Below are 22777 nucleotides of genomic sequence, written 5' to 3' on the forward strand. Positions count from 1 at the left end.
CAATTGCTTTTACTAATTAATAATCAATCATTTTGACTAAATGTCAATCAATTTTTTTATTTATTTTTTTATCTTATTAGTTTGGTGGGTAAATTAATGATTTTGCTAAAGCTTTTGCGCTAGCCGCACGACTTGAATAAGTACAGATATAGGTATTAAGATCTGGAAAATGCGCTAATTCATAATCTGATCTTAATGCTAAAACAACAAGCTTGTCGTCAAATAAGTTGTGGGCTGCTTTGACTCGATTTAATTGTTCTTCGCTATAAAAGTCTTCACCAGGTAATGGGTAATCTTCAGTGATCAGCACAACAGGAATGTCTTTATCTAATTGTTTTTTGGCGTTGAGAATATCCGAAAATTCATGGTAAGAGATCGCGGTAAAATTAGCGTTCTGTGATCTCAGCGACTGGGTAAAAACTTCACTCGCAGGATGTGGGTCATTTGGGCCTATGCCTCGGCTATTGACCAAGCTGTCATAAAGTGTAGGGTTGGCAGCAAAGGTTAAATAAAATGGACGCTGCTCAAGTGGAAATAGGTTGTTTGAATTTCTCAGTACCTTAATTGCTTTTTCAGCGGCATGTTCAGCAATCTTAGCACATGTTGCTTTATCAAGTTGTTCAGTTAACCACTGGGTTTCTAAATCTCGATATTTAAAACACAGCACATGTTTTAGCGTTTCATTGAGACATTCTTCTGATAATTCGCCTGATTTTACAGCTAAAATAACACCGTTAATGGTGTCTTGTTGAATCTGTTTGTATGGGGTTGCTTCATTTTCATAGTGTTCTTCACTTAACATAATCAAATGAGCACCCGCCTTAATTGCCATGATCGCTGCTTGAACAGGGTGGAAATTTTTCCGCATCGCCCACATATTCATGCTGTCGGTTATGATTAAGCCGTTAAACTTCATCTGGCCTTTTAAGAGGTCAGTGAGAATGGTTTTTGAAAGCGTGGCAGGAAATTCGCTATCAATCTGAGGGTAGTTAATATGAGCTGTCATAATTAAAGACACGCCAGAATCAATCGATTGTTGAAACGGTACTAAGTCTTCTTGTAATAGTTGTTCAAGCGGTTTATCGACTTGCGCTAGGCTACGGTGGCTATCAATGGCGGTGTCACCATGACCCGGAAAATGTTTGGCACAGGCTAGGTTACCTGTTTTTGTTACGCCCTTGATTGCAGCGATTGAATGCTTTGCTACCAGCGCTGGCGCTTCGCCAAATGACCGTTGGCCGATGATAGGGTTATTTGGATTAGCGTTAACATCAACACAAGGAGACAATAAAGTGTTATAGCCTATTGCCTGCATCTGTTGAGCAAATACTTGGTACATGCTTTCGGTAAGTTCAAGATCGTTAGCTTTACCCAATGCCAGATTACCTGGACCGATATCGGTTTCTTTGGTTAATATGCCCCAAGCACCTTCTTGATCAACCGCAAGTAACAAGGGAGCATCACAAGGGCGAAGTGATGCTTGCGCTTGCAATGTTTTTGACAGTATTTTGGCATCTGTTAATGAAGCGGCATTGTCATCAGTTATGTAGAAGCCTCCTACATGATAATTCTTGATCAAATCTAAGGCATAGTCAGTGTCATGTCCTGCAAAAGCCAACACAAATAATTGACCGACCTTTTCTTCAATAGTCAACGTGCTAATGAGTTGTTCTACTTTTTTTGCATTATTCATCTCATTTCCTTAAGGCGTAAGCGTCCTATCTCCCATATAAATCTATGGCAGAGGTTTGCTTATCCAGTAAATTAGATGAGTACTCAATAGCCATTTAGTACTCATCTAATTGGTTTAGGCTGCGGCGGCTTTTGCGCCAGTTATCAGGGCGACTAAGTCTTCTTTGCTAACGTCTGCAACAGCAACATCAGCAACGGAATGCCCTTGATAAAGGACAACAGCGCGGTCACACGTTTCTTTTACGTGTTGCATGTTGTGGCTGATCAGTAAAACAGCGACACCTTGAGAGCTAATCACTTTTATCAAGTCGTTGACTTGAGCACTTTGCTCAACGCCGAGCGCTGCTGTTGGCTCATCCATAATGACGATATCAGCTCCCCAATTTACTGCTCGTGCAATGGCAATTGCTTGTCGTTGACCACCCGATAAATTGTGAATTTGCTCTTTGTAGGAAGGAATGCGCGTGTTTAATCGATTTAACGATTTTTTGGCCTGCTTCAGCATTACTTTATTGTCCAACCAACCTAGCCAACGGAGAATAGGGTTTTTGTGTTTTATTTCACGATTTAGAAATAAATTTTGCACAATGTTAAATTCCGGGATCATGGCAAGATCTTGAAATACGGTTTCTATGCCAACATCACGCGCTTCTTGAGGAGATTGAATATTGACCTCGTGACCGTTTACGATAACTTGACCAGCATCAGGTTGGTGTATGCCGGAAATGCACTTGACTAAAGTCGATTTACCCGCACCGTTGTCACCGAGTAAACCAACAACTTCACCTTTATTTATTTTAAAACTGACATCTTTGAGGGCATGAACACCACCAAAACTCTTTTTGATTGACGTTAATTCCAATGCTGATTGATCTAATGCTGTTCTAACCATTTCTAATCTCCTTAACGCCAATTGCCACGGCAATGATCAAAATTACACCACGAGCAATCATTTGTTCGTTGGTAGAAAATCCTGACAATATAAGACCATTGTTAATCATTCCCATGATCCATGAGCCTAAAATGGCACCTATAATACAGGCTCGGCCACCGAATAAACTGGTACCACCAATAGCAACGGCTGCTATAACGGTTAGCAAGTCAGCTTCACCTAAGGTGTAGCGTGCGCCGTGAAGTCTGCCGGCATAAAGTAGGCCCGCTAAAGCTGCCGCTGCCGAAGAGGCTACCAAGGCATAGATTCTAATGCGAGTGACTTTAAGCCCCATTGCCAGAGATGCAGTCGGATTACCACCTACAGCAAGTACGTGTCGTCCAGCAGCAAGTTTATTGAGTATGATGTAGGCAATTGCGCCAATGCCTATGGTCCAGATAAGTAATACTGGAACACCAAAGACATTACCCGCACCAAATATAAAGTTAAAATCCTGATTAATAATTGGTACAGACTCTAAGTTAGTGATTTGTCTTGCGATACCAGTAACAATTCCCATTGTACCTAAGGTAATGAGCAGCGAAGATACCTGCAGGCGTTCAATTAAAAAGCCATTGACCAAGCCAATAGCAACACCAACAGTTAACGCACCTAATACGGCAAAATGAATACCGGTGTACTGCAAAAGCAGCGCGCCGACTAACGCACTTAAAGCAACGGTGGAGCCGATCGACAAATCAATATGTCCCACGGCAAGCGCAAACGTTAGTCCTACAGCCATAATGGTGAGTGGCGCAGTTTGCTTTACAATATTCATGAAGTTGGCAACCGTTAGAAAAGCTGTATCGTGCAGAATAACGGCAAAGAACAACATGACAAATAAGAAGATGTAATATATGTATGCATCGCGCCTTAATACGACCTGCTTAAATTGACTGATAGATAAACTCTGGGTGGTCATTCTGAATCCTCGTTGGTCTGTTGCAACGCTTTATTTAATAACGAAGGCAATGGTGTTTTATAGGCTTGGTGCCAAATTGACGAAATTTCTTTTTTGGTGACTTTGTCAAATGGCACAATAGTAACAGGTGCTGCAGACTGACCTATAAAGGACGCAGCACCAAGTTTTGCCATGGTCGCGCCAATATCAAATGGGCGATCTGATACTGTGCCATATAAATTGCCATCAATGGCCATGTCTAATAGATTATTAATACCTAAATCATGCGTGACAACTTTAATGTCTCGTCTGTCTAAAGACCGAAGTGATTCGATTACGCCTTCGGCAGCGGTATCCCATGAAACATAAATAGCTTGCAACTCAGGGTTTTGCAGTACCATTGCAGCTGTGATGTTGCTGGTTTCATGTTCTTTAATAAAACCACGTTTGGTAACAACATTGATGTCAGGGTAGTTCGAGAGTGCATCTTCAAAGGCTTGATCGCGATTGTTGGTAATAAAATATTTGGCGTCATGATAAAGAATGCCTAAATTACCTTTATTGTCTAGAGATTCAGCAACTAGCTCTGCTGCCGCTTCACCCATGCCAAACATGTCATCAGTGACAATACCGACGTAGTCTCTGCCGTGAACAAAGCCATCAATAGGGTTACTCAATAAGACCAATTTAGCGCCACTGTTAATCGCTGCTCGATAGCTACTACTGGTACTGATACTATCAACAGATAAAGATAAAATGATATCGGGAGACAAGGCACTGATGTTTTCAAGGTCTGCCACTTGCTTTGCCGGATCAAATTGTGCGTCTGTTACAGCGACAACCTTTACGCCCAAGTCTTCAAATGTTTTGGTTGCACCTTTAGTAACAGCACTTACCCAAGCACTTGAACCATGCCATACAAGGGCAGCAGTTAACTTTTTCGCTTTTATCGTACTGATGTCTTGTTTTGACAAATTAACGTCATCTGATTTGGCTGCATTTTTAATGCTATCAACATCAACTGCGTAGGAAAAGACACTAAACATCGTTGAAATTAAAGTGGAAATTAATAATAATTTTCGCGTTGGTTTTAGTAATTTTTGGCGATAACTAGCCATGAATTTATCCTAATAATGTTCTCCATTAAGGCTATCTTAGTGCCATTATTTTATTTGTCAATCATTTTGACTTAATGGTTTTTGTTTAAATGTTCACCACAATTAGTTTTACTATTGGTACTACTTTTCCGTAAAATATCAGTATAATAACGATAATTAATTATTCATTTGGGGTGATTGTTCATTTGAAAGGTTCAAACTCAAAGCAAAATAAAGCTTTAAACTTACGCTTAGCATTATCAGAAATTGTCACGCAAGGACCAATTTCTCGCGTTGAAATATCTAGGCGTACCCACCTGACAAAGCAAACAATTACCAATATGGTTGAAGAGTTACTTGAAATCGGCCTAATTGAAGAAATTGGTATTAAAAAAGAAGGGGCGGTTGGCAAGCCGTCTAAAATGCTAAATTTAAAAGATGAGAGCGTCTATAGTTTTGCATTAAGAATTTTCCCAACCAAAATTCAAGCAGGCATATTTTCTTTAAAAGGCAACGAAGTTGCACGAAAAAATATAGACTACGATAAAGCGGATATTTTTTCTGAAATAGCGCAACTCTTTAATACCCTACTGGCGGAAAACTCACTTACTAGTGCTCAAATATTGGGTGTAGGCGCTATTTTTGTTAATGAAACACATCACACTTTGTCTAGCTACCAACAAGGTCTTGAGTTTAAACAACAACTTGCAGATACTTTATCATTACCCGTTGCGACTGAAACAACAGCTTCAGCATGTGCCGCTTATCAAATGCTTTATGGCGAAGCCAAACAATTACATAGTTTCATTTGTGTCCACCTTTCAGACGTCGTTGAAGCGGCAGTTGTTTACGATCGAAAAATACTCTTAGGTAAAAACGGTTTAACGGGTGCCATTGGAGAGTTGTTTGTGACACCTGAAACAGACGAAAAAACGTTAGAATTAGGCCGACTAAATGACTTTGCCTCGCTTACCTCGCTAAAACAGTTTTTAAATTTTGATGCGGTAAGTCACGAAGAACTTGCTCAACATTGTCAAGAAAATCAAAAAGCGTTTTTTATGTGGCTCGAACAGGCCGCAGAGCCAATGCGCATTGCAATTCATTCACTTGAAACCTTACTCAATTGCCAAACGATTATTATTGGTGGTGATGTGAGTTCATGGTTTTTAGACAAATTTATTACTCAGCTTCGACCATACATACCATCTATTGCTCAATACGGTGATTTAGATGTCGTTAGGTTAATTAAAACCCCGCATGTAGAAGAAGTGCCTTTAAAAGGTGCCGCCACATTACCGTTACATGCCGCATTGTCTATCGACAATATGCAAACGTTATCGTTGCCTACTATTGGTTCTTTGCAGTCGCTTCAGCGTGCTATTTATTTAGGTAATTAAAGTCATCAGTAAATAGCTAATACGCCTAATGAATATGGTGCAGCGTAGTAAAGTTGACGAATGTTGTTAAACATTCGTCAACAGTGTTTCTGTGTTAGTGCGTGCTACTCACTTTTAATCCGACCTTAAGCTAATTTGATTAGTAAAGTATGCTTTCATAAAATTAAGCAATAATCGCAGTTTCTTTGAATTGGCAGTACCTGGAGGGAATACACCATAAACATTTATGTCGTTAAACTCATAGTCATCTAAAACTCGTTGCAAGGTGCCAGCTTGTATTTTTGGCCAAGCATCATAAATAGGAATGCGTGCTAATCCATAGCCAGCCTCGACAAATGCGGTACGTGCAGCAGCATTATTTGTACTAATACTTCCTTGGGTGTTAATACTGAATGAACGATTGCCTTTCTTTATGTTTAATACGCCAGAGGTTAATTTATAGATTACCCATTGATGAGCCGCTAAGTCGGCAGGGCTTTTGGGTCGCCCATATTGAAGAAAATATTCCGGTGAACCACATAGGCAGGTTTTTAATGTCGCCAACTTACTCGCTTGTAAACCAGAATCTGGGAGAGGTGCCCCACGAATGGCTAAATCGATACCTTCTTTCATGATATTAACGACTTCATCTGTGAGCATAACATCAAGCTCAATTTTAGGATAAATTCTCTTAAACTCGTTAAGTGCAGGTACAATTGTTTGTAGGCCCACATTGACTGGGCAAGTTAATTTAAGTAACCCGATAGGTTCATTTTTGAAATTTTCAATTTGTTGATTAGCTGCACTAGCTTGCTCCGCAATAGCATGACATCGCTCATAAAAAGCTTGGCCTGCTTCCGTGAGATTAATTGAACGTGTGGAGCGATTAAGTAGTTTTACTTCAAACTGTGCTTCAAGTTTTTTTAAGTGATAACTCACAACGGCACGAGATACCCCTAAATGTTTTGCTGCTGCACTTAAGCTGCCTTGCTCAATTACTTGGGCGAATACCACCATGCTCTTAAGTTGTTCGAATGATACATTCATACATTCGCCTAATAATAAAAATACGCTTAATGATGATTGTATCAATTTTTAATACAAAGTTGTCAGTTTTATCTGCATTGTTCAGGTATGAATGTGTGCTTATACTGCTCGTATAGTAATAAACAACGCGCTTATTTAATGGACAAATCACAATGACTAAAAAAATACTAATGGTTCTGACTTCACATGATAAACTGGGTAACACGGGACAAAAAACGGGATTCTGGGCTGAAGAGTTTGCAGCACCTTATTACACCTTTACTGATGCTGGTGCTGAAGTAACCATCGCCACTCCCTTAGGTGGTCAAGCGCCAATTGATCCAACAAGCAAAATGCCAGATTTCCAAACTGCTGCTACAGATCGCTACGACGCTGATGAAGTCGCTCAGGCTAAAATTGCTGCGACGGAAAAATTATCTTCACTTAATGAGAGAGATTTTGATGGTGTTTTCTATCCTGGTGGTCACGGTCCACTTTGGGATCTTACCGATAGTATTGATTCGATTACCTTGATTGAAAACTTTCTAAAAGCAGGTAAGGGTGTAGCGACAGTGTGTCATGCCAGCGCAGCGTTATTAAATGTAAAACAAGCGTCTGGCGAATTTGCTATTAACAATAAAGCGATCACAGGCTTCTCTAACAGTGAAGAAGAAGCCGTACAATTAACAAATGTAGTACCATTTTTACTTGAAGATGAACTCATCAAGCGTGGTGGTGACTATCAAAAAGCAAAAGACTGGCATGCTTTTGTAGTACAAGATGGTTTAATTATTACAGGTCAAAATCCAGCAAGTTCAGCGTTAACGGCTGAAAAACTACTTAAGCAACTTGCGTCGTAAACAGACATGTTATCAATATGTTGTTGAAAAATTTTAGGATAAAAAATGTTAAATTTCAGTTTTAAAAACCCAACCAGTATTCACTTTGGCGAAGGAAAAATTGCCGCCATTTCAAAAGAAATTCCTTTAAATGCAAGGGTTTTATTGGTTTATGGCGGTGGTTCGATAAAAAATAATGGCGTATATGAGCAAGTTGTAGCCGCACTTAGTGAACACACTTGGTTTGAATTCTCAGGTATTGAACCAAATCCGAGTTACGATACGTTGATGAAGGCCCAACAGATAATTAAAGCAGAGCGAATAGATTATTTACTGGCTGTAGGTGGTGGCTCTGTTGTAGATGGTGCTAAATTTATTGCTGCTGCGACATTATATAAGGGGAATGATCCTTGGGATATTCTCGCTAAACAACAAGCCATTACAGAAGCGTTGCCCATAGGGGCGGTTTTAACACTGCCTGCAACAGGCTCTGAAAGTAATGGTAACTCTGTGGTAACTAGAGATGGCGATAAGCTTGCATTTTCTAGTCCTTTAGTTTGCCCTCTTTTTGCGGTATTAGATCCTAAAGTAACCCTATCACTCTCTGATCGTCAGATCAGTAATGGTGTAGTTGATGCGTTTGTGCATACTATCGAGCAATACTTAACCTACAACGTGAATGGTAAGGTACAAGACCGTTTTAGTGAAGGGCTATTACAAACCTTGATTGAGGAAGGCCCTAAAGCGTTATCACCAGCTACGAAAGAAGATGTAGAAATTCGAGCCAATATTATGTGGTCGGCAACTATGGCCTTAAATGGCTTGATTGGTGCTGGTGTGCCACAGGATTGGTCAACACATATGATAGGTCATGAACTCACCGGTGCTTTTGGTATTGACCACGCACGAACGTTGTCAATTGTATTGCCCGCGGTTATGAAAGTTTGTCGAGAGAGCAAGCGAGATAAATTATTACAATATGCTGCTCGCGTTTGGCAGTTAAATGAAGGGAGTGAAAACGAACGCATCGACCAAGCTATTCACTTGACCGAAACATTTTTCAAAAGCATGCAAGTACCAACACGCTTATCTGATGTAGATCTTGGCATGAGTGATATTGATATAGTCATTAATCGATTAGAGCAACATGGCATGACCGCACTAGGTGAGCATGGAGATATTACGATAGCGAAAAGTCGTGAAATTTTAACGCAAGCAGTTTAAAGACTAACCTATTTAATAGAAGTCCCTGGCGGAATTGCCAGGGATTTTGCGTTATGAACGCATGTTAATGTAAGGTTCGTTGAAACATGAATAAGTAAACTGTAATCTTAAAAAAGTATTGGCTTATCAATGCCGTCAAAGCGTCATCAATAAGCCGTACGTGTTAGGTTACGTGTGCGTCTGTTGAATTTCCGGCTGATGATTAATATGACTAAGAGCAAATTCAATTGCTTCAACTCTGTTGTTATAACTGTCGATGCCCGATACATTGTCTAAAATATGGAATTTCTCAAGTTGTTTAAACGTTTGTTTATTGGGGCAGAGCAACAACACTTTACATTGCGAATCTATGGCATCTTTGATGGCATTTTCTAAGGCAAGGCCAACTGTTACGTCAATCATAGGAACATCAGTCAAATCTAGTATCATTACTTGATAGTCAGTAATACTGGAATGTTGGCGAGATATCGCCTTGGAAACACTAAAGATCATTGGTCCAGATAAATATACTAACAACACTTTGCCTTTCGCTTCTTCTAATAGCGAGCGTTCTGTTTCGGTCAGTGGTACGTCACTGTCAGCATCGCTGATCGCTTTTACTTGCTTTGCTTGTGTGCGGCTTAGTTGTTCAATAATAATAATATTAGAAATAAATACCCCTAAGCCAACAGCGACAATGAGATCAACAAAAACAGTTAAAAACATGACGCCATACATGATCACAGTGCCTTGAATGTTGACCTTATGCGCACGTTGAATAAAGCTCCAATCCAAAATATTTATACCAACAAACACAGCGATACCTGCAAGTACAGCCATAGGTATCGGTTCGGTTAAACCACCCGCCACAAGCACAACAAAGGCAAGTATACCAGCGCGAATAATGCCTGATAATGGTGAGCGAGCACCAACTTGTATATTGGTTACCGTGCCCATCGTTGCACCGGCGCCAGGTAAAGCACCAAATAATCCAGAAAGCATATTGGCAATACCTTGCCCTCGCAATTCTTTATCGGAGTCATGTTCTTTACGTGTCAATGAATCACCAATAACAGCGGTAAGTAATGTATCAATACACCCTAATGTACCCAGTACTAATGCATCAATAACCATGGTGGTAAACATTTCTGCATTAAAGTGTGGGATCACTAATGATGGTAATCCAGCAGGAATCTCACCGATGCGTCTGATGTCTTCAAAATCAAATAAAATGATAGAAACTAAAGTAACGAAAAACAACGCAACCAGTTGTGCTGGCACATATTTTTGGTACTGTTTTGGAAAGTAAAACAACACGCCTAAGGTCATTAGCCCTAATAATAACTCGCTAAAACTCACGTTGAGAATGGTGTCTGGTAATGCAGACAAAGTACCTAATACTCCCCCTGCAGGGGCAGGGCTTCCTAGCAAGGGTGATAATTGAAGTATAATAAGAATGACACCAATACCAGACATAAAGCCTGATATCACGCTATAAGGCATTAAGGTGACATATTTGCCGAGTTTTAACGTACCAAGGAGTACCTGAAAGGCACCTGCCATCATGACAACGGTAAATGACATCGCAAGCCCTGTCTCTGGGTACTTTGCCATCATACTGGTTAAAACCGCGGTCATGATGACCGTCATAGGACCTGTAGGCTCAGAAATTAACGTTGAGGAACCGCCGAATAAAGCGGCGAAAAAGCCCACCATAATGGCGCCCCAAAGACCAGCTTCGGCACCGGCGCCAGAAGCGACACCAAAGGCAAGCGCTAATGGTAAGGAAATAATAGCAGTTGTTACACCACCAAATAAATCACCTTTCACATTAATTGATTTAAATCGACTATCAAACAAAACTTTAAACCTTAACGTTGTTTAGAAACGTATCACTGCATTAAATTTAATATGCGTGTAAAACTGTGGCATTAGTGAAAATATTACGCAGGCATCACATTAACTCGCCTATATTTAGTTAGCGAATGTTAAGAAACAACGTTAATGCTCGACCTTTCTTACCTTAAATTATAAGCACATCTAAAGTACATGCGAATAAATACAGCTATTTTACTTGTATATTTGCTGACATTAAATACATGCTTTTAATCGCACTGAATTTTAATCGTTTTAATGAAAATTTTGTATAACTTTCTGCTTAGTAATGTGTTTTTATTGGCATCACATTATCATTACCGCATCATGAACTATGTTTTGTTAAACAAGTGATATCGACATATAATGATTGAGCTTTTGATTTGTGAGACGTTGTGGCGATATTTTGTCGACGATTTCTAGAGTCTGATACACTTTTGTAAGGCCTACTTTGTCATCAATTGGCATTTTCTCAAATGCTTGAGCAGTAATGCTCTCGTTTAATATTGACATTGATTTGATTAATGTCGCTTTAAAGTCTTCTTTTGATTTAGCGTTTTCAACATCAGTGATAATATTTTTTGCATTATTCAGTGCAGCTTTTAGTGCAATGAGTGATTCGCTTTCTTCCACATCAGACGTTTGTTTATCTACTGTGTCATTAGTTTCGTTTTTACCCGCATCACTTTCATCTAAACGTTTTAAAAAGTTATTGATGTAATTAGCTATTCCTTGAGTTGAAATGTCATCTGCGGCGGCTAATTCTTGTTCAGAATACTCTGTGTTTGTTAATTTTCCAAATTCCTCTTTAGTGATCAAGCCTAGCTGATAGACACGTGATTTTAGTGAATCTAGATCATCAAAATTTAAACTACCGCCGCTAAAAAACTCGTTGTTTATCGCACTAATTTTTTGCGCTTTGCTGCTTAAAAAGAGACTGTTGTTATAGCTTAATGAAGGTGCGATGTTAGCGTCAATTTGTTGTTTTTTATTCGCAATAATATCGTCTACTTCCGTTGTGCTAGAAGAGTTCGTGGTATTGCTATTAAACAAGTTACTGTAATTATTAATGTTATTGATCATCCTGTACCTCATAACGTTGACGCTAAAGCATTTTATAATCAATTAATATGCCAACAACGCGCGTTTTGTCGTTTTTAACGAGAAAGGTGATGACAAGCGGTTTAAGATGGGCAGGTAAGCTAGGTACATTCATGATGTAAACTCCACATGCTTTGTACTATAGTTAAAGCAACGCCTAACTATAGATCTAGAAATGAAGAAGTATGTCGCATTACTGCTGTTATTAACGCCTGTCGTTGGGGCGCAAGAAAAGGTTGTGTTGCAGCTTAAGTGGTTTCATCAGTTTCAATTTGCTGGTTATTACGCAGCAAAAGAAAAAGGCTTTTATCAAGATGCTGGCTTTGATGTAGAAATCAAAGAACGAAACGTTAATAGCCGTGTCATCGATGATGTGCTAACAGGAAGCGCAGATTATGGTATTGGTGATGCCTCGATCGTAGCCGCACGATTGAAAGGTAAGCCACTCGTTATTGCCAGTACGATTTTTCAATCAAGTCCTTTAGTTTTTCTGACGTTAAAATCGTCAGGTATTACGAGTCCTTATGATTTAAAAGGTAAGAAAATCATGTTTCAACGCGGCCTAGATGGCGCCCCGTTGACCGCATTGCTAGAAATGTTTGGCATTGATGAACATGGTTATCAATTTATTCCGCACAGTTTTAACGATTGGGCACTACTTGATAATACTGCCGATGTCATGTCTGCTTATCGTTCTAACCAACCCTTCAAATATTCGGCCAAAGGTATTGAATATAATTTAATTGATCCTGCCAGTTATGGCATTGATTTTTATGGCGACTTGCTTTTTACCACGGAAGAAAAGATCAACAATGATATAGCAAGTGTACAGCGTTTTGTTGAGGCTACGCGAAAAGGGTGGTTGTATGCTTTAGATAATCAGAAAGAAATAGCAACGTTAATTCATGAAAAATATCAATCGGATAATACGTTGGAAAACATACTGCTTGAAGCAAAAATGACAGCATCACTCATTAAACCAACTTTAGTGCCAATAGGCAGCGTTTACCCTGAGCGTTTCATTAGAATTGCGCAAATTTATAAAAATTTAAAGATGGCACCAGAAGACGCTCAGCTAGATGGTATATTATTAACTGATTATTTTGCCAAGCCGTTTCAGATTAATTCACGGCTGTTGTATTTTGTACTTGCCGTTGCCGTGGCATTCTTGGGGTATTTGTTTTTTCAAATGCGCTTTAATCAACGGTTAAAGACCATCGTTCACGAACAAACAAAAGAGCTTGAGCAAAGTAATCATCAATTAAAAGAAAATGTTACCCTGTTATCGGAACAAAAAAAGCACATAGATGAGGCGAGAAGAATCGCTGAAGAAGCGAATAATGCAAAATCGTTGTTTTTAGCAAACATGAGCCATGAAATTCGTACGCCAATGAATGGTGTCTTAGGCACTTTACAGTTATTAAAAGACATGCCATTGACAGAAGAAGCACATGACCTCTTAATTAAGGCGACGTACTCTTCAGAAATGTTGTTAACGATTATAAATGATATTTTGGATTTTTCTAAAATCGATGCGCAAAAACTGTCTTTAGAGTCGAAGCCATTTAACCTTAACAACTTGTTAGATTCTTTAGTGTTATCGCTAAAGCCTGTTACGGAAGAGAAAGGAATTACGTTGCAGATAATAAAAGGCACTAATTATAATCATGGTTGGTTAGGCGATAGTGTTCGCACTAAACAGATATTATTAAATCTGAGCGCAAATGCGGTAAAGTTCACGCAAAAGGGCTCTGTAACCATTTTTCTTGATACTGATATCAATGGTAAGCTTTTTATGAAAGTAGAGGATACCGGTATCGGCATGGAGCAAGAGGTAATCGAAAACCTTTACAATCGATTTGAACAAGCTGATAACAGTACAACGCGAAAATTTGGCGGAACTGGTCTTGGTATGGCAATTTGTAAATCATTAATCGATATGATGAAAGGCAGCATTCAAGTGAGCAGTAAGCTTGGTGTCGGAACAACGTTTGAAGTGACATTGCCACTAGAGAAAACTGAGGTATTAGCCTCAGCCCAAAAAGCCGTAAAAGTAGAGGTGCCAAGCCTAGCCGGTATAAAAATATTGCTGGCGGAAGATAATCGAATTAATCAGACGATTTTTACCTCTATGATGAAAGCAACCAACTGTGAAATTGTGATTGCTAATAACGGTCAAGAAGCTGTTGATTTAGTTGGACAGCACAATGTCGATTTAGTGTTTATGGATATACAAATGCCAGTGATGGATGGTATGCAGGCGGGGCAGATTATTCGCGAATTATATCCTAATATTCCTATTGTTGCGTTAACGGCAAACGTGATGGAAGAAGACGTAAAAAGATATTTAGATTGTGGATTTGTGCACCATATTGGTAAACCCATTGATGCACAAGCGCTTTACGTTTGTTGTACTAAATTTATTAAAAAAGAAGCCAGCGCGCTTAAGCACTAAACACACTGGCGAGTGTGGTTAAAATTGGTACGACAAGCGCACACTACCATTAGTAGGTGCCGCATAATAACCAACGGTGTGCAAACTGGTGATGTACTTTTCATCGGTAATATTATTGATGTTTGCTTGTACAGATAATCTGTCGTTAATGTCCCAACGAGCAAAGGCATTAACGAGTAAATAAGCGTCTTGTTTTACATTATATTCAACATTTTTTGTTTTAGATTGCCATTTACCACCCAAACCAACAGTCAGGCTAGGCATGGCAGATAGTTTATAGTCAACTAAGAAGTTAATGACGTTTCTTGGTGCCCATTCATGTGCTTCACCTCCGGCACTGTTGTCCATGTCTAAGTTGGTATAAGCAAGCGATGTTGTTAAATTTTCATTGATGCGACCAACAACTTCTAACTCATAACCTTTTGACTCTACATCAATACCGTTATAAAAATATTGGCCTGTGGCTGGATTGATACCCGCATAGTTGGCAATGCCTTCTTGTTCAGCGGTGAAATAGGCAAATGTTGCGAGTAAATTGTTGTCAAACCAAGTTGTTTTTATACCAGTTTCAAAATTAACACCTTTAGTTGGTGCTAAAAAATAGCCGTCAATATCATATTGCTCCTGTGGTTGGTAGATATCGGAATAACTTGCATATAAGTTGATATCTTCAGTAACTGAATACGTGGCACCAACATAAGGGCTAAATTCGCTTTCTTCGTTATCAATATCTACGGCGTTATTAACGCCATGGCGGCTATAATCGATAGCATTGAAACCAGCAATAACAAAAAAGTCTTCTGTAACATTGAGTTTTGTTGAGCCAAAATAACGTTTAAGCGTGACGTCAATTTTTGAGTAAACATTATTATCTTGCCACACAGGTTCTGGAATTGCGTCTAACGCATATGGGAATGCTGGCGTGGGGCCATAAGCAGGTGTTGATGAAAAATCAAAACTATATTGGTTTAGGTGTTGCTTACTTTTTGAATGACTTGCACCAAAAACTAGCTCATGGTTTTGACCAAACAATGAAAAGTCACCATTGATGGTGAGATCAAATAAATCTGCGTCAAACTCTCCACCAAAGCGCCCAGGCCAACCTACCAAGCCTAACCCAGTATCTTTATCTATAGAGCCGTAGGCATAAAATAACTTGTCATCTTCTTCGGAAGTACGTTGATTATAGGTCGCTTTCAATTCCCAATCATTTTCAAACATGTATACATATTCAATGAATGCGGTGGTGTTGATAGTGTCCCACATGGTCCAATCTTGCGTGGTTGTTGCGCTAGTTTTCCACTCAGCTTGTGTGCCATCTGTGTAATTAAAAACAAGTGCTCCCCACATGTTGCCGTCAGTATTTGCATCTTGATAAGAGTAACCAAAAGCAAGTGTCGAGTTGTTGGTTAATTGCCCGTCTATCGTGCCATAAAAGAAAGTACGATCATTCTCTAAACCTTTAAGGTATGAACCTTTATCTTCAGCGGCAACAACGGCACGAGCAGCCCATCGGCCATCCTCAGTCAGCAAAAGAGAGTAGTCTGCTTCAATGCGTGTTAAATCATAAGAACCGACAGAAAGGTTTACTTCTCCTTGGTTTTCATTTGTTGGACGTTTTCTTACATAGTTAATTGTTCCTGCAGAGCTACCAACACCCGTTAATAATCCGTTTGCTCCGCGAATAACTTCAATTTTATCGTACCCGTACGCTTCCATAGCGCCCGTAACAATACCCCAGTCATTGGGCATTCCTATTCCGTCAATTTGAGTATTTTTGATTTCAAACCCGCGTGACGTATAGTTAGTACGATTGGTTTCCCATTCTTCAACATTAATACCTGTTGCGAGTTTTAGTGCATCGTTTAAGTTTGTTGTGGCGTAATTCTTTATTTGCTCTGCTGAAACCATACTAATTGACTGGGGTGTTTCGTCAATTTTCATGGTAAGTCCAGTGGCACCTTTGCTGATACGTGAAGAGCGAACGCCCACAATAAGGATCTGTTCTATATCTTTGTCTAGGCTAGTGTTTTGTCTTTCTGCGCTTGTTTCTTGAGCAATAGTCGGGAATCCCATTGCTAGTATTAAGGCAGAAAAAGTAAATGTTTTTGTAAGTTTCATGTGTTCTCCCAGTTTGTATTGTTCATTTTTATGGCCGAAGAGTATACATAGATAAAACACTTATTACTAATGATAATTATTATCATTAGTAATAAGTTAAACAAATAAGAATGATTTTCAATAGTGTTTACCTTGAATTTAGCGACAAAGCACCTTAATATGCCTGAACTTAAACTTTTTATTACTGCACTAATATTTATATGGCAAAGCTAAGCAATCGTTTTTTATTTCAGCTCCATGGTTGGTTTTCGTTACCTGTATGGATCGTGTTCTGTTTTGTCTGTTTGACAGGCACTATTGCGGTGATAAGTCACGAAATAACCTGGCTTACTAATACGAATGCACGGGCATTAAACCCTGATAATTTGCCAGAAAAAAAGGTTACCGAACTTATCGATACCGTTGAAAGTGCGTACCCAACGGCAAAAATAACAACCGCACTTAGCTTTGAACCTTATTTAGTAAATGCTGTTATCTTTACCGATAGTGATAAGCCTTATGCAATTGCGTATGTCAATCAATATACTGGCGAGATACAAGAAGTTAATCAGGGATTTACCTTTATCAACTTTATGCGAGCATTACATGGCTGGTTATATTTCCCTTGGCAAAATAGTTATAGTGTTGGCTATTACCTTGTATGTGCAATGGCCATCGTAATGCTTGGTGCGTTAATTACTGGCTTGCTTGTTTATAAAAACTTTTGGCGTGCCTTTACTCAACCTAAATTACGTGTAAACCAGGGGAAAAAGACATTTTTAGCCGATTTACATCGTCTAGCAGGTGTTTGGTCGGTCTGGTTCTTATTACTTATGAGCTTAACTGGGCTTTGGTATTTAGTGCAGGCAATAATGTGGCAAAACGATATAGAAATTGATCCGCATCCTCCAATTGTCGCTGTTAACGATTTACCCTCTGGTAGTCAGATACCGCAAAGAGCCTATAGTTTGCAAGATGCGTTAACGATCACGCAGCAAAAGTTTCCTGACTTTAAAAGCCGTTATGTAATGCCGCCAGAGCATTATCGCGATACCTATAAATTTTATGGTGAAGGCGATTTTATCTTTTATGACCAGTATTCTTATGGCGTAACAGTGAACCCTTGGAATGGCGAGATCATGAGTACCCGTTCTCCCGATGAAATGAATGTTGTGCAAACACTTTCTCATATAGCGAACCCTCTGCATTACGGAACAATTGGCGGTATTTGGACAAAAATTATTTGGTTTATTTTTGGCGTTTTCTTAACTGGAATGTCAATAACCGGGTTTTTAATGTGGGGTGAAAGAACGTTTAAAGCTGCGAAAAGACAACAACATTTAACTGAGACAGAATCAGTTAGTGTATCAAATAACACTAAGTCATCGGTATCGGTATAGGTAACATTATGGCACGTGCAAAAAATAATTTATGGAATCGTTATAAATATAAAATCAATGGGGTAGTGATTTTATTGGCAGGCTATTTTTTATATACCACATTGTTTCCGCAATTTCCTGATACTTGGGCAGCAAAGAAAGTGGGGCAGTTTGAAGTAACACCTATGCCTTATAACTTGGATGCGCCTTATTTCCATGATGGTGTTTATACAAAAGACTTCTTCTTAATGTTTAATGAAGGCGATGTAAATTCGATAAAGCAAGCCTATTTAACCATTGGTGAAAAAGCGTTACCACTCGAAACATTAGCCGCTGAAGATCATGGTATTTTACATGGTAGTGAACATGGACAAGAAGTGCATGGCCTTGCACCTAAAGAACTTACATCAAATCATAGAGTTTGGTTGACTATTCAAACTTGGCAGGGCGAAATATTGTTGACGAGTTGGCCTTTGCCTCAAAGTTTATTATCTAATAGCTATTGATAATTTCTTGATAACGCCCATTGCCTTTTAATGTGTTCAGGGCGTTGTCATAAGCATCTCTTAATTTTTCATCTTTAAAACCCACATGATAAAAGATCGGAACAAATAGTGGATGTATGTTAATTGCTTCTTTTCTATATTGCTCCGGCTCTTGTTGTCGAAAGTAGTGGAATATTTTTTCATCCATAATAATGGCATCAACTCTTTCTAAATAAAGCATGTGGACTTGATTTTGTTGGTTAGCAATTTCAACATATTTTCTATTCGTTTTAGTTATATTGTGAAATTGCTCACCAAGAAAAATAGCGGCATTTTGAAACGCTAATATTGAGTATTGTTTTAGGTCTTCAATTTTGTCGATTTGTAACTGCCGTTTTTTAAGTGAAACAACAACATTTCTATAAAATATATATGGTTGAGAATAATGAACCCCTGTTAAATTTGGATCGATTTGTAGTGTCAGTGCTACATCTGTTTTCTCGTGTTTCAGTGACGTACTTAATCGGGCAAAAGGTACGTAAAATGGTCTAATTTCATAGCCTTTTAAAGCCATAGCTTCGCGAAATAAGTCAATTTCAATGCCACTATTACTTTCTGGTAATACGTAGGGGGGAAGTGTTTGACTCACAGCAACATTAAGTTCTTTAGCTGTACCAATGTTGAAGAATAAAAGTTGAAACACAATGACAAAATAATATTGAGCACGATATCGCAAGGCTATATACATATTTTCATTAAATAAAAAAATTAATAATAAAAAGTGTAATCCTTATTTGTCAGATGTCTATGTGAAAGCCATTGAAACAAATATTTAATTGAGTGGTGTTGAGGCAAGGAGTGTTCAAACAGTGTTTCTTGAGCATTTTAGATTTGCCAATTTGCTTGACATAATTTGTCGATGAACCAGTCAAACGCTTTGCCTTCTTGCCTTTTGTTCCAGGCGATATATAAATCTTGATTGGGTCTCGGGATTGCACAAGCTTTTTGAATAAGTGCTCCTGAATCAATCAAGGGTTGTGCAAAATGTAATGGCAAAAAGCCAACGCCAATTCCTCGTCGTTGTGCTTCAACTTTCGCATCCATATTGTTAACGGTAATAACCTGTTTACTATTGAATAAACCACTGTTTCTTACCGGTAAATATTGTGAACTATCGGCGACGACTATTGAGGGGAAATCATGTAAATGCTCAGCTTCAATGGGTCCATCTACCCTTGCTAATGCATGTTCAGGAGGCACGGCAAAAATAAACGTTAATTGTGCAATTTTATAGGTATGAAACATGCCTTTTGGGAGTTCACCTGATGCCCCTATAACAATATCTGCTCTTTGACTATGCAAAGCATCCCATCCTCCTCCTAATGCTTCGACACTTACAGTTACATCTACCTGTTGTTTTAGTTGTGTAAACTCTGCGAGTACATCAAATAGCACGGTGCTAGGAATAATAGTATCTCGCGCAATTCTGATGTGTTTTTCCCAACCAGATTCCAATTGTGAAACGGCATCAACCATTTTCGATGTAGCATGGAGGATTTCTCTGCCATGTTCCAGTACGAGCTTTCCTGCTGGTGTCAGGACAGCACGTTGTTTAGAGCGATCAAATAATGTGGCACCAATGTCTTCTTCTAGTTTTTTTATGGTGTAAGTCAATGCCGATGGCACTTTATAGAGAGATTGAGCGGCCGCGGCAAAGCTGCCAGTTTTGTTTATCGCGTCAATTGCTCTGAGCGCATCTAATGTAATTGCTGGGTGCATAGTCTTTTGTTCAAATATTTTGAAGTAACTTGTCAAAATGTTCCGATTTTATATAGAGATTATCAATTTTATACTTTAGTTCAACAGTTAAATTGAAGTTTTAATGTTAGGAGCCGTTGTTCTTTCGCGTTTAGTTCGAACAAAGTTTAATCTCAAAAGAACAACAGACCCTAAAGCTATTGTTAAAATTTATTGAGGAAAATTAAATGAAAGCACTAATGAATAAAATTATTGAAAGTAAAGCTGGTTATTCAACCTTGGCGTTGCGTATTCCTATCGGCATCATTTTTATCGCGCATGGTGCACAAAAATTGTTTGGCTGGTTTGGCGGTTATGGATTAGAAGGTACCGGCGGCTGGATGGAATCTATCGGTTTAACGCCTGGCTATTTAATGGCGTTATTAGCTGGCAGTGGAGAGTTTTTTGGTGGTTTATTTATATTATTAGGCTTGTTAACTCGCCCTGCGGCCGTTGTTTTATCAATAACCATGGTTGTTGCGATCTTCTCTGTGCATTTTACTAACGGATTATTTATGTCTAACAATGGTTATGAGTTTGGTTTAGCGTTGCTAGCAGCAAGTGTGTCGTTGGCTGTTTCGGGTGCAGGTAAATTATCTGTCGATAACCTATTAAGTAGAAAATTGGCTTAACTGTTCGTTTTTAGGAGCAAGTATTATGATTGAACTACGAAAATCAGAGCAACGCGGTAAAGCCAATATAGGTTGGTTAAACAGCAAGCATACTTTTTCATTTGGTCAATACTACGACCCTCAACACATGGGATTTTCCGCTCTAAGAGTGATTAACGATGATATAGTCAAAGCCGGTACAGGCTTTGACACACATGGTCATCGTGATATGGAAATCATTAGTTATGTGATTGATGGCGTGCTAGAGCACAAAGACAGTACTGGTAATGTAAAAAAGTTACCCGTTGGTGAATTCCAGCTAATGTCAGCTGGCAAAGGAATTTATCATAGTGAATATAATGCGAGTAACACACAATCGTCACATTTTTTACAGATTTGGATTGAACCTAATGTCTTCGGCGAAAAGCCTAGCTATCAGCAAAAAGCTTTTGGCCAATCGCAGGGACTAACGCCTATCGTCACCCCAACAGGTGAGGGAGGTACGCTAAAAATTAAACAAGAAGCACAATTGCTTCAGCTTATATTAGCGGCCAATACTGAAGCGGTTTTTGCGCCAAATGCTGGAAAGAAGGTTTATGTGCACTTAGTTTCAGGTGAGCTCACCGTTAATGGTACGCAGTTATCATCTGGCGATGGAGCAAAGGTTACTCATGAAGCAGCACTTACTTTTGTTAATGCTGGTCAAGAATCACTAACAGCGTTAGTTTTTGAATTACCGTAAAACATTAAGCGTGTAGACCTTTCATGTTTACTTTGAACCAAATTCAAACAGTAAAGTTCTATACGCTCTAGTCTGTGAAATGTGTTATATGATGATAATGGTAGGAGGATTAATATGGGGCTATTAGTAGAAGGTACATGGCACGATACTTGGTATGATACTGAAGAAAATAACGGCAAATTTAAGCGTGAACAATCGCAACTTCGTCATTGGGTAACGCGAGATGGGCGCGCGGGGCCAACTGGAGATTCAGGCTTTAAGGCGGAATCTGGTCGTTATCATTTATATGTTTCTTTGGCATGCCCTTGGGCACATAGAGCGTTAATTTTTCGAGCACTAAAAGAGCTAGAGTCACACATTAGTGTCTCAATTGTAAGCCCAGATATGCTCGACAAAGGCTGGAGCTTTGATCGAGCACAGGGTGGAACTGGCGATGACTTATATGGTTCAGAATTAATGTCAGAGATATATGTGCGCAATGATGCTAAATACACCGGTCGCGTTACAGTACCCGTACTCTGGGACAAGAAGCAACAACGTATCGTCAGTAATGAATCTGCTGAAATTATTCGCATGCTTAATACAGCATTTGATCATATAACAGGAAACGAACAAGATTATTATCCGCAAACCTTACGTGGCGAAATTGATAAAATAAACGATTTTGTTTACCACAATATTAATAATGGTGTGTATAAAACGGGCTTTGCTACCACGCAGTCTGCGTATGAAGAAGCTTATAATAACTTGTTTAGCGCCTTAGATGACATAGAGCAAATATTGGCCACGGAACGCTACCTTGTCGGTGATCAAATTACTGAAGCAGACTGGCGATTATTCACTACGTTAATTCGTTTTGATGCGGTTTATTTTGGTCATTTTAAATGTAACAAACGCATGATTGAGCAATATCCAAATCTTGCGAATTATATTCGTGAATTATTTCAAGTACCTAAAATTGCTGAAACGGTTAATTTTGAACATATTAAGCGCCATTATTATTTCAGTCATAAAATGATAAATCCGACGCAAATTGTGCCAGTAGGACCTGATATTAATTATCAAACTGCTCATGGTCGTGCTGAACTGGCAAAGTAAATTACAGGCATAACGTCAAATGGCTAAACGTATTTGACAAGTATTAACATGCTTAAAGGTAAGTTATTA

General features: G+C 39.0%; 19 protein-coding genes. 9 read left to right on the forward strand and 10 right to left on the reverse strand.

Annotated features, from left to right (window positions below):
• Positions 1-76: 76 nt before the first annotated feature.
• The 4 genes from QUE09_RS02090 to QUE09_RS02105 form a co-directional block, all read right to left on the reverse strand.
• A complete protein-coding gene (locus QUE09_RS02090) occupies positions 77-1693 on the reverse strand; it encodes a glycoside hydrolase family 3 protein (protein ID WP_286234550.1) in 1617 nt (538 codons plus the stop codon).
• A 114-nt stretch (positions 1694-1807) separates the two neighbouring features.
• Positions 1808-2584, reverse strand: a complete 777-nt coding sequence (locus tag QUE09_RS02095) for an ATP-binding cassette domain-containing protein (protein WP_286234551.1) — start codon at positions 2582-2584, stop codon at positions 1808-1810.
• Complete coding sequence (locus QUE09_RS02100; protein WP_286234552.1) at positions 2577-3545, reverse strand: ABC transporter permease; 969 nt, start codon at positions 3543-3545, stop codon at positions 2577-2579. The genes QUE09_RS02095 and QUE09_RS02100 overlap by 8 nt, the downstream gene beginning before the upstream one ends.
• The gene (locus QUE09_RS02105; RefSeq protein ID WP_286234553.1) at positions 3542-4642 is read right to left on the reverse strand and encodes a substrate-binding domain-containing protein; all 1101 of its coding nucleotides are present in this window, start codon (positions 4640-4642) and stop codon (positions 3542-3544) included. Before QUE09_RS02105 ends, QUE09_RS02100 begins: the two co-directional genes overlap by 4 nt.
• Positions 4643-4827: 185 nt before the next feature.
• On the opposite strand from QUE09_RS02105, the gene QUE09_RS02110 reads away from it, so the two are divergent.
• Entirely contained in the window at positions 4828-6018 is a 1191-nt protein-coding gene (locus QUE09_RS02110; RefSeq protein ID WP_286234554.1) for an ROK family transcriptional regulator, read from the forward strand.
• Between the two features lie 114 nt (positions 6019-6132).
• Here the strand turns inward: QUE09_RS02110 and QUE09_RS02115 are convergent, their stop codons facing one another.
• A complete protein-coding gene (locus tag QUE09_RS02115; RefSeq protein WP_286234555.1) occupies positions 6133-7044 on the reverse strand; it encodes a LysR family transcriptional regulator in 912 nt (303 codons plus the stop codon).
• Positions 7045-7196: 152 nt separating this feature from the next.
• On the opposite strand from QUE09_RS02115, the gene QUE09_RS02120 reads away from it, so the two are divergent.
• Both QUE09_RS02120 and QUE09_RS02125 read left to right on the forward strand, forming a co-directional pair.
• Entirely contained in the window at positions 7197-7883 is a 687-nt protein-coding gene (locus tag QUE09_RS02120) for a type 1 glutamine amidotransferase domain-containing protein (RefSeq protein WP_286234556.1), read from the forward strand.
• A gap of 45 nt (positions 7884-7928) precedes the next feature.
• On the forward strand, positions 7929-9086 hold the full coding sequence (locus QUE09_RS02125) for an iron-containing alcohol dehydrogenase (protein ID WP_286234557.1): 1158 nt from the start codon (positions 7929-7931) through the stop codon (positions 9084-9086).
• 168 nt (positions 9087-9254) lie between these two features.
• On the opposite strand, the gene QUE09_RS02130 is transcribed toward QUE09_RS02125, so the two are convergent.
• Both QUE09_RS02130 and QUE09_RS02135 read right to left on the reverse strand, forming a co-directional pair.
• A complete protein-coding gene (locus QUE09_RS02130) occupies positions 9255-10925 on the reverse strand; it encodes a SulP family inorganic anion transporter (RefSeq protein WP_286234558.1) in 1671 nt (556 codons plus the stop codon).
• Positions 10926-11282: 357 nt separating this feature from the next.
• Positions 11283-12023 carry a hypothetical protein gene (locus QUE09_RS02135; protein WP_286234559.1) on the reverse strand — a complete coding sequence of 247 codons (741 nt, stop codon included), beginning with the start codon at positions 12021-12023 and terminating at the stop codon, positions 11283-11285.
• A 193-nt stretch (positions 12024-12216) separates the two neighbouring features.
• Here QUE09_RS02135 and QUE09_RS02140 point away from each other — a divergent pair, with 193 nt between their 5' ends.
• Complete coding sequence (locus QUE09_RS02140) at positions 12217-14496, forward strand: ABC transporter substrate-binding protein (protein WP_286234560.1); 2280 nt, start codon at positions 12217-12219, stop codon at positions 14494-14496.
• An 18-nt stretch (positions 14497-14514) separates the two neighbouring features.
• Here the strand turns inward: QUE09_RS02140 and QUE09_RS02145 are convergent, their stop codons facing one another.
• Positions 14515-16617, reverse strand: coding sequence for a TonB-dependent siderophore receptor (locus QUE09_RS02145; RefSeq protein ID WP_286234561.1), 2103 nt, complete (start codon positions 16615-16617; stop codon positions 14515-14517).
• A gap of 200 nt (positions 16618-16817) precedes the next feature.
• Between QUE09_RS02145 and QUE09_RS02150 the strand changes: the two genes are divergently transcribed.
• Both QUE09_RS02150 and QUE09_RS02155 read left to right on the forward strand, forming a co-directional pair.
• Entirely contained in the window at positions 16818-17996 is a 1179-nt protein-coding gene (locus QUE09_RS02150) for a PepSY-associated TM helix domain-containing protein (RefSeq protein ID WP_286234562.1), read from the forward strand.
• Between the two features lie 8 nt (positions 17997-18004).
• The gene (locus QUE09_RS02155) at positions 18005-18481 is read left to right on the forward strand and encodes a PA2404 family protein (protein ID WP_286234563.1); all 477 of its coding nucleotides are present in this window, start codon (positions 18005-18007) and stop codon (positions 18479-18481) included.
• Here the strand turns inward: QUE09_RS02155 and QUE09_RS02160 are convergent.
• Positions 18468-19208 (reverse strand): substrate-binding periplasmic protein, encoded by a 741-nt coding sequence (locus tag QUE09_RS02160; RefSeq protein ID WP_286234564.1) that lies wholly within the window; start codon positions 19206-19208, stop codon positions 18468-18470. The two genes, QUE09_RS02155 and QUE09_RS02160, sit on opposite strands and share 14 nt — an antisense overlap.
• Positions 19209-19345: 137 nt before the next feature.
• On the reverse strand, positions 19346-20239 hold the full coding sequence (locus tag QUE09_RS02165) for a LysR family transcriptional regulator (RefSeq protein WP_286234565.1): 894 nt from the start codon (positions 20237-20239) through the stop codon (positions 19346-19348).
• A 206-nt stretch (positions 20240-20445) separates the two neighbouring features.
• Between QUE09_RS02165 and QUE09_RS02170 the strand changes: the two genes are divergently transcribed.
• The 3 genes from QUE09_RS02170 to QUE09_RS02180 all read left to right on the forward strand — a co-directional run bounded on the left by QUE09_RS02170 (position 20446) and on the right by QUE09_RS02180 (position 22708).
• Positions 20446-20889, forward strand: a complete 444-nt coding sequence (locus QUE09_RS02170; RefSeq protein ID WP_286234566.1) for a DoxX family protein — start codon at positions 20446-20448, stop codon at positions 20887-20889.
• 25 nt (positions 20890-20914) lie between these two features.
• Positions 20915-21610 (forward strand): pirin family protein, encoded by a 696-nt coding sequence (locus tag QUE09_RS02175; protein WP_286234567.1) that lies wholly within the window; start codon positions 20915-20917, stop codon positions 21608-21610.
• Between the two features lie 114 nt (positions 21611-21724).
• Positions 21725-22708: a glutathione S-transferase family protein gene (locus QUE09_RS02180; RefSeq protein WP_286234568.1), complete on the forward strand. Its 984-nt coding sequence runs from the start codon at positions 21725-21727 to the stop codon at positions 22706-22708.
• The last annotated feature ends 69 nt before the right edge of the window (positions 22709-22777 follow it).

Source organism: Thalassotalea sediminis, from assembly GCF_030295915.1.
GTDB lineage: Bacteria > Pseudomonadota > Gammaproteobacteria > Enterobacterales > Alteromonadaceae > Thalassotalea_C > Thalassotalea_C sediminis.

Excerpts from the sequence above, each read along its gene's own strand:
- QUE09_RS02090 (WP_286234550.1), bottom strand. The coding sequence starts at position 1,693 with ATGAATAATGCAAAAAAAGTAGAACAACTCATTAGCACGTTGACTATT.
- QUE09_RS02095 (WP_286234551.1), bottom strand. The coding sequence starts at position 2,584 with ATGGTTAGAACAGCATTAGATCAATCAGCATTGGAATTAACGTCAATC.
- QUE09_RS02100 (WP_286234552.1), bottom strand. The coding sequence starts at position 3,545 with ATGACCACCCAGAGTTTATCTATCAGTCAATTTAAGCAGGTCGTATTA.
- QUE09_RS02105 (WP_286234553.1), bottom strand. The coding sequence starts at position 4,642 with ATGGCTAGTTATCGCCAAAAATTACTAAAACCAACGCGAAAATTATTA.
- QUE09_RS02115 (WP_286234555.1), bottom strand. The coding sequence starts at position 7,044 with ATGAATGTATCATTCGAACAACTTAAGAGCATGGTGGTATTCGCCCAA.
- QUE09_RS02120 (WP_286234556.1), top strand. The coding sequence starts at position 7,197 with ATGACTAAAAAAATACTAATGGTTCTGACTTCACATGATAAACTGGGT.
- QUE09_RS02125 (WP_286234557.1), top strand. The coding sequence starts at position 7,929 with ATGTTAAATTTCAGTTTTAAAAACCCAACCAGTATTCACTTTGGCGAA.
- QUE09_RS02135 (WP_286234559.1), bottom strand. The coding sequence starts at position 12,023 with ATGATCAATAACATTAATAATTACAGTAACTTGTTTAATAGCAATACC.
- QUE09_RS02140 (WP_286234560.1), top strand. The coding sequence starts at position 12,217 with ATGAAGAAGTATGTCGCATTACTGCTGTTATTAACGCCTGTCGTTGGG.
- QUE09_RS02145 (WP_286234561.1), bottom strand. The coding sequence starts at position 16,617 with ATGAAACTTACAAAAACATTTACTTTTTCTGCCTTAATACTAGCAATG.
- QUE09_RS02150 (WP_286234562.1), top strand. The coding sequence starts at position 16,818 with ATGGCAAAGCTAAGCAATCGTTTTTTATTTCAGCTCCATGGTTGGTTT.
- QUE09_RS02155 (WP_286234563.1), top strand. The coding sequence starts at position 18,005 with ATGGCACGTGCAAAAAATAATTTATGGAATCGTTATAAATATAAAATC.
- QUE09_RS02160 (WP_286234564.1), bottom strand. The coding sequence starts at position 19,208 with ATGTATATAGCCTTGCGATATCGTGCTCAATATTATTTTGTCATTGTG.
- QUE09_RS02165 (WP_286234565.1), bottom strand. The coding sequence starts at position 20,239 with ATGCACCCAGCAATTACATTAGATGCGCTCAGAGCAATTGACGCGATA.
- QUE09_RS02170 (WP_286234566.1), top strand. The coding sequence starts at position 20,446 with ATGAAAGCACTAATGAATAAAATTATTGAAAGTAAAGCTGGTTATTCA.
- QUE09_RS02175 (WP_286234567.1), top strand. The coding sequence starts at position 20,915 with ATGATTGAACTACGAAAATCAGAGCAACGCGGTAAAGCCAATATAGGT.
- QUE09_RS02180 (WP_286234568.1), top strand. The coding sequence starts at position 21,725 with ATGGGGCTATTAGTAGAAGGTACATGGCACGATACTTGGTATGATACT.